The sequence below is a fragment of the Bradyrhizobium sp. genome, from assembly GCF_016462955.1.
Taxonomy (GTDB): domain Bacteria; phylum Pseudomonadota; class Alphaproteobacteria; order Rhizobiales; family Xanthobacteraceae; genus Bradyrhizobium.
The window spans coordinates 3943-8191 of sequence record NZ_JAEMSD010000320.1; the positions used below are offsets into that span (position 1 = coordinate 3943).

The window sequence follows — 4249 nt, forward strand, 5'->3', positions numbered from 1 at the left end:
CCGCCTCGCACGCCTGAAGCAGCGTGTACTCGGCGGGGACATCGATCTCTTTGCCGTCGATGATGAGCTTGGTCATGTCTCTTACTCCGCCGCGACCATGTTCACGGGATCGCGGACGCCGATGTCGTCGACATCGGCCTTGTGCGAATACTGGTCGATGCGCGCTTCGATCTCGTGACGGAAATGCGTGATCAGGCCCTGGATCGGCCAGGCGGCGGCGTCGCCGAGCGCGCAGATGGTGTGACCCTCGATCTGCTTGGTGACTTCCAGCAGCATGTCGATCTCGCGCTTGTGGGCGCGGCCCTCGGCCATGCGGGTCAGGACGCGCCACATCCACCCCGTGCCTTCGCGGCACGGCGTGCACTGGCCGCAGCTCTCATGCTTGTAGAAATAGGAGATGCGGGCGATGGCGCGGATCAGGTCGGTCGACTTGTCCATCACGATTACGGCCGCGGTGCCGAGGCCCGAGCGCAGCTTGCTCAAGCTGTCGAAATCCATCGGGGTATCGATGATCTGCTCGGCCGGCACCATGCGCACCGACGAGCCGCCGGGAATCACGGCCTTGAGATTGTCCCAGCCGCCGCGGATGCCGCCGCAATGCTTCTCGATCAGCTCGCGGAACGGGATGCCCATGGCCTCTTCGACGTTGCAGGGCCGCTCGACATGGCCGGAAATGCAGAAGAGCTTGGTGCCGACATTGTTCGGACGGCCGATGCCGGCGAACCAGGCCGCGCCGCGGCGCAGGATGTCGGGCGCGACAGCGATGGATTCGACGTTGTTGACGGTGGTCGGGCAGCCGAACAGGCCGACATTGGCCGGGAACGGCGGCTTCAGGCGCGGCTGCCCCTTCTTGCCTTCGAGGCTTTCGAGCAGCGCGGTCTCCTCGCCGCAGATATAGGCGCCGGCGCCGTGGGCGACGTAGATGTCGAACGGCCAGCCGTTGAGATTGTCCTTGCCGACCAGCCTGGCGTCATAGGCCTGGTCGATCGCGGCCTGAAGATGCTCGCGCTCACGGATGAACTCGCCGCGGACGTAGATGTAGCAGGTGTGCGCGTTCATCGCGCAGCTCGCGATCAGGCAGCCTTCGATCAAGAGATGCGGATCGTGCCGCATGATCTCGCGGTCCTTGCAGGTGCCGGGCTCGGATTCGTCGGCGTTGACGACGAGATAGCTGGGCCGGCCGTCGGTGGACTCCTTCGGCATGAAGGACCATTTCAGGCCTGTCGGGAAGCCGGCGCCGCCGCGGCCGCGCAGACCCGAAGCCTTCATCTCGTTGATGATCCAGTCGCGGCCCTTGTCGATGATATTCTTGGTGCCGTCCCAGGCGCCGCGGCGCCGCGCACCCTCCAGCCCCCAATCATGGAGGCCGTAGAGGTTCTTGAAGATGCGATCCTTGTCCTCGAGCATATCAGTGCTTTCCGATCAACGAATGGACTGCTTGTAGGCAAGTCCGGCGGCGCAGACGGCGAAGAACAGCGCCCAGAGCAGACTGGTCTCCTGCGAGGCGTTCATGAAGTAACGCTGCAGCAGGAACATGAATGCAGCCGCGATCGCGGCGTGCATGGCGACGAAGCCCCATTTCTTCACGGCCGCGGTCCCTCCGGTTACGACGAGATCACGCATCAGGTGACCTCCTTGAGTGTGGTCGGGCCGGTGATTGGCGCCGAGAACTGGCGGCCGTTCTGCGGACCGGGCTTGGGCGGATTGCCCGACGCAAAACCGTCGAGCACCTTGCCGAAGCTTTCCTTGGTCAGGTCCTCATAGGTGTCCTTGCCGATCATCACCATCGGCGCGTTCACGCAGGCACCGAGACACTCGACCTCTTCCCAGCTGAAATTGCCGTCCTTGGACAAATGGAAGGGATCGTGATGAATGCGGTGCTCGCAGACGTGGATCAGATCCTCGGCGCCGCGCAGGCGGCACGGCGTCGTGCCGCAGACCTGGACATGCGCTTTCTTGCCGACGGGGGCGAGCTGGAACATGGTGTAGAAGGTCGCGACTTCCAGCACGCGGATATAGGGCATGTCCAGCATGTCGGCGATGACGCGGATGGCAGCTTCCGGAACCCAGCCATCGTGCTGCTCCTGCGCGCGCCAGAGGATGGCGATGACGGCGGAAGCCTGGCGTCCGGCCGGATATTTCGCGATCTGCTGCCTGGCGAACGCGAGGTTCTCCTCGCTGAACGCAAAGCTCGCGGGCTGAACTTCCTTCGGTGCTAATCGGCGAACGGACATAGCTTCAATCTCTCACTGCATACGGCGCGCGGTTTTCGCATTGAGGGCTTCGATCCTGTCCTGCCAGAATGCGCTTGCGGTGCCGAAAACGTTGTAGCCGACATGGGTCGAGACCTTGATGCGATCGAGGATCGACAGCTCGGTCACGGTCTCCATCCGATTGCTGAGCGGATCGAACACGATCAGCTTCAGCGGGGTGTGTTCGAGTATGTAGCGCGACACCGCGTGCGAGCGATCGCTGCCGTGTTCCTCGCACATGATGACGCTGTCGGCCTGCAGCAGCCGGGCGCCGCCCTTGATCGCCTCGATCTCGACGCCTTCGACGTCGAGCTTGATCAGGTACTTGCCGGTGCTCGCGACCTTGCCGTCGTCGATGAGATTGTCGAGCGCGATGACCGGCACTTCTTCCCCGCCATCAGAGGGGTCGCCGGCGATGCTGAAGGCCTCGTGCTTGGTGCCCGAGAGCCTCGCGGTGCCGCGGGCCGCACCGATCGCGCACTTCATGGTCTCGAAGCGGCCAGCGTTGACGCGGGCATTGTTGGCGAGCTTCGGATAGTTCTGCCCAGACGGCTCGATCGCGATCGCCTTGTGCGCGCCGAACGGCTTGCTCGAGACCAGCACCGACCAATAGCCGTAATTGGCACCGCAATCGAGCAGCGTGTAGTCGACGTCGACGGAGTTGGCGAACAAGAGCTCGAGCTCGTCCTCGTAATTGTAGGAGCGGTTGAGCAGCTTGCTCCAATAGCCGTCACCGTAAGGGAATTCGAACACGGCATCGGGATTGAGCCTGATCGCGATGTTGCGCTCGGGCAGCGTCTTGCGCAGCAAATTGGCGCAGGCGATGTAGCCCATATGCGAGAAGTGCGAGGAGATCTTCGATCCCGTCACCAGCGCCAAGGCAGCCGTCCGCTCCCACAAGTTGGCCCCTTCCAGGGCCCCCGAGGCACGGTCAAACTGGATTGGCGCCTGCTGCCCCATCAGCGATCGACCTCCCCGAACACGATGTCGAGCGAGCCGAGGATCGCCGAGACGTCGGCGAGCAGATGGCCGCGGCAGATGTGGTCCATGGCCTGCAGGTGCGCAAAGCCCGGCGCGCGGATCTTGCACTTGTAGGGCTTGTTGGTGCCGTCGGCGACGAGATAGACGCCGAACTCGCCCTTGGGCGCCTCGACCGCGGCGTAGACTTCGCCGGCCGGAACATGGACGCCTTCGGTGTAGAGCTTGAAGTGGTGGATCAAGGCTTCCATCGAGCGCTTCATCTCGCCGCGGCGCGGCGGCGCGACCTTGTTGTCCTCGACGACGACCGGGCCCTTGCCCTCAGGCGCATTCAGCTTCTGGATGCACTGCTTCATGATGCGCACCGACTGGCGCATCTCTTCCATGCGGATCAGATAGCGGTCGTAGCAGTCGCCGTTCTTGCCGATCGGAATGTCGAAATCCATCTCGGCATAGCATTCGTAGGGCTGCGACTTGCGCAGGTCCCAGGCCGCGCCCGAGCCGCGCACCATCACGCCCGAGAAGCCCCACTCCCAGGCCTCCTTCAGCGGCACCACGCCGATGTCGACGTTGCGCTGCTTGAAGATGCGGTTGGCGGTGAGGAGACGGTCGAGATCGTCGACGACCTTGAGGAATGGATCGCACCAGGCCTCGATGTCGTCGACCAGCTTCTGCGGCAGGTCCTGATGCACGCCGCCGACACGGAAGTAGGCCGCGTGCATGCGGCTGCCCGAGGCCCGCTCGTAGAACACCATCAGCTTCTCGCGCTCTTCGAAGCCCCACAGCGGCGGGGTCAGCGCGCCGACGTCCATCGCCTGCGTGGTGACGTTGAGCAGATGCGAGAGGATGCGGCCGATCTCGCAATAGAGCACGCGGATCAGCTGGCCGCGGCGCGGCACCTCGATGCCGAGCAGCTTCTCGGCCGCGAGGCAGAAGGCGTGCTCCTGGTTCATCGGCGCGACGTAGTCGAGCCGGTCGAAATAGGGCGTCGCCTGGAGGTAGGTCTTGTGCTCGATCAG

At 63.9% G+C, this 4249-nt stretch carries 5 protein-coding genes; all 5 read right to left on the minus strand.

What is annotated here, in order from left to right; all coding sequences use genetic code 11:
- Positions 1 to 81: 81 nt before the first annotated feature.
- Positions 82 to 1407 carry an NADH-quinone oxidoreductase subunit NuoF gene (gene nuoF, locus JHD07_RS26525; RefSeq protein ID WP_291627415.1) on the minus strand — a complete coding sequence of 442 codons (1326 nt, stop codon included), beginning with the start codon at positions 1405 to 1407 and terminating at the stop codon, positions 82 to 84.
- A gap of 15 nt (positions 1408 to 1422) precedes the next feature.
- Positions 1423 to 1623, minus strand: coding sequence for a hypothetical protein (locus JHD07_RS26530; protein ID WP_050991808.1), 201 nt, complete (start codon positions 1621 to 1623; stop codon positions 1423 to 1425).
- Positions 1623 to 2234, minus strand: a complete 612-nt coding sequence (nuoE, locus tag JHD07_RS26535) for an NADH-quinone oxidoreductase subunit NuoE (protein WP_291627416.1) — start codon at positions 2232 to 2234, stop codon at positions 1623 to 1625. The genes JHD07_RS26530 and nuoE overlap by 1 nt, the downstream gene beginning before the upstream one ends.
- Positions 2235 to 2246: 12 nt before the next feature.
- Positions 2247 to 3212 (minus strand): FkbM family methyltransferase, encoded by a 966-nt coding sequence (locus tag JHD07_RS26540; RefSeq protein WP_291627417.1) that lies wholly within the window; start codon positions 3210 to 3212, stop codon positions 2247 to 2249.
- On the minus strand, positions 3212 to 4249 hold a 1038-nt coding region (locus tag JHD07_RS26545), incomplete at its 5' end, for an NADH-quinone oxidoreductase subunit D (protein ID WP_291627418.1). The genes JHD07_RS26540 and JHD07_RS26545, both read right to left, overlap by 1 nt.